Annotated in this window: 1 protein-coding gene; it reads left to right on the top strand. The window is 35.1% G+C overall.

Annotated elements, in window-relative coordinates:
* Positions 1-55: 55 nt before the first annotated feature.
* A partial coding sequence (locus LS69_RS09800) for a CDP-glycerol glycerophosphotransferase family protein (RefSeq protein WP_138124582.1) occupies positions 56-3272 on the top strand: 3217 nt, incomplete at its 3' end.

Here is a 3272-nt window from a genome sequence, read left to right on the forward strand (position 1 = left end):
TTGAAAAGTCTCATTTTCAATACAAGCTTATATAAACATTCAAGAGGTTATTATTGTGCAACTATTAAGTCCTAAAAAATTAAGAAAACTACAAAACAATCCCCAAGCGTTTTTTAAAGATGCCATTGATAAACGAATCTATCCCATAGCAAACCAACTTAAGGCTATTAAACCTAAGAAAAAGCAAGGCTATAACCAATACTTCATCATCTCTGCGGTGTATAATGTAGAAAAATATCTTAATGATTATTTCGAGTCTATTTTGAAGCAAAGGTTAGATTTCAAAAACAATATCCATATCATCTGTGTAGATGATGGTAGCACAGATAAGAGTGCAGAGATTATCAAAAAATATCAAAGCAAATATCCTAACAACATCACTTATCTCCATAAAGAAAACGGAGGACAAGCAAGTGCTAGGAATCTAGGGCTTAAATGGCTTAAGGAGCATTTGGGCAATGATACAGCTCCGCATACGAATTCCACAATGCAATCCATTCTAAAAGCAGAATCCAAACCCAATACAAAACCTATTTGGGTAACTTTCACTGACCCCGATGATTTCTTAGATAGGGATTATTTCTATGAGGTGGATGAGTTTTTAGAAGAACACCCAAAGGATAATATTAGTATGGTGGGGTGTAATGTTGTCTTTTATTTTGAATCCAAAAAGGCTTATAGTGATACGCACCCTTTAAATCGTAAATTTCAAGAAAAACAAACAATCAAAACCAGCAGAGTATTGGGCAACTTTATTCAATTAGCAGTTATGTCAGCATTTTTTAGATTCGATTTACTTAAGACAAGCAGTTTAACTTATGAGGAAAACCTCAAGCCAAACTTCGAAGATGCTCTATTTGTCAATAAATTTTTACTAGAAAACATAGACTCCAAATCCGCCTTTTTAAAAGATGCGATTCTGTATTATCGTAAGCGAGCCGATGGCACTTCTACGCTAGATAATATAAAAGAAGCAGAAGTCAAACAAATTTCCAAAATGGGCTATTTACTCCTCTTTCTTCAAGAAGCAAAAGACACATTTAAAATCATTCCTCCTTTTATCCAAAACACCGTGTTGTATGATTTGATATGGCAAATCAAAGCTACACTGAATAATCCTAGTAAATTCAACTTCCATACAAGAGAAGAGAGGGAAGAGTTTTTCTTGCTTTGGGATAAAATTTTCACCCTCATTGACACACAGATTATTTTAAGCTTTAATTTGGCGGGTTGTTGGTTTTATGACAAAATTGGTATATTGAATTGCTTTAAGAGCGAATATCCACCTTTTCAAATCACCTACATAGATGATTTCAATCCCAAGACAAACCAAGTCCTACTGCGATATTTCACTCCTGATGATAAAGATATAGAATCCATTAGGGTTGATGGACAAGAAGTCTATGCTGATACTCTTAAAATTGCCCAAAACGATTTTTTGGATAGAGTATTTTGCTATGAGAAGCGACTATGGGTGCATATTCCCCCAAATGCTAGTGAGTTAGAGGTGTTTATAAGAGGACAAAGGGCTAGAATCACTTTTAATGGAAAGCAACATCAAAGTTTGGAAATCCGACATATTTATAACAAGCTTGAAGACTCTAAAAAGCAATTGCAAAAAGACTTGTGGCTTTTTATGGATAGAGATACAGAAGCCGATGACAATGCGGAGCATTTGTATCGCTACATCGCAGCAAACCACCCGCAACAAAACATAGTCTTTGCTCTAAGGCAAGAATCTAAGGATTGGGAGAGACTACAAAGAGAGGGGTTTAATCTCGTTCCTTTTGATGCAGGAAAATTTAAGGAGGCTTTGAAGGCGTGTGATAAAGTCATTTCAAGCCATATTGATAGCTATTTGGTAGAGAATTTGGGGAGGAATACTTTAGATGGGAAAGACTTTGTATTTTTGCAACATGGGTTCATTATACATGACTTATCAGAATGGTTAAATACCAAAAAAATAAGATTGTTTATTACTTCTGCAAAAGGGGAGTGGGAATCTATCACTAGAGATCAGACGCATTATAAGTTTAGTTCCAATGAAGTGCGCCTAACAGGACTTTCAAGGCATGATGCGCTACTAAAGAAGTGGGAAGAGTATTGTGTGAATGGAATGCAAAAACCTCGCCCAAAGCAAATTTTGGTAATGCCAACATGGAGGAAATATATTGTAGGTGAGACGAAACAAGTTGGAAATATAAGAGCCTACAATCCGCAGTTTTTGAAAAGTAAGTATTTTAAGGCATGGCATGAGCTTTTCACAAATCCAAAGCTAGAGGAGCTATGCAAGAAATACAATGTAAAAATCCTTTTAAGTCCACATCAAAATATTATGCCCTATATTCAAGACTTCAAAGTTCCCAGTTTCGTAGTGTTTAGAGGTAGTGAGGATTCTTTGCAAAAGGTGTTTATGGAATCAGATTTGATGATTACAGATTATACTTCTGCTGCTTCTGAAATGGCATATCTCAAAAAGCCTGTGGTGTATTATCAGTTTGATGAGGAAGAATTTTTTGAAAAACAATGGAGAAAAGGCTACTTTGACTATCGTAAAGATGGCTTTGGTCCTGTGGTTACTTCAGAAGAGGAGTTATTAGAGCAGTTAGAGATTCTACTCCAAAATGATTGTAAAGTAGGAGAACCTTACAAGTCTAATATAGAAAATACCTTTGAATTTAGAGACGGGAAGTGTTGTGAGCGAATCTATCAGGCTATCTTAGAATTAGATAAACCCTATGAAAGGAAATGGACGCTTGATGATGTGCTAAGACTTGCAAAAAATGCTTTAAACCATCAATGCTATAAAGAAGCTAAAGAGAGATTCCAATATATCTTAGAACATTTAGAAGATAGCGAATCTATCACTTTAAGCGAGGATTTGATTTGTGATTATCTTTGTTCTGCAAGGCTAAATGGAGATTCTCAAGAAGCTTTAGAGTTTATTGCAACACAAGAGTATGAAAACAAAATGAAGTTTTCAAATAAATTGCATTTTGAAATCATTAAAAACTATATAGAACTCTCTGATTCACAAGAAGTCATCAAAAGACTAGATAAACTCAAAATCTCCAAAGAAGACACTTTAGAGTTTGCTTATCTTAAGCTTAGAATCTATGCTTATTTTGGGGATAAGAATCAGCTTAAGAGTATCTATGATGAATTGCGCAACACTTATAATGTAGATAAGAGAGACTTGGATTTAGACTTGTTTGTATTCCAAAATGAGCTTATTCGCACATTAAATGCCAAAACACCTGCGGGGGGGGGGG

The organism is Helicobacter sp. MIT 05-5294 (assembly GCF_000765675.1).
Lineage (GTDB): Bacteria > Campylobacterota > Campylobacteria > Campylobacterales > Helicobacteraceae > Helicobacter_D.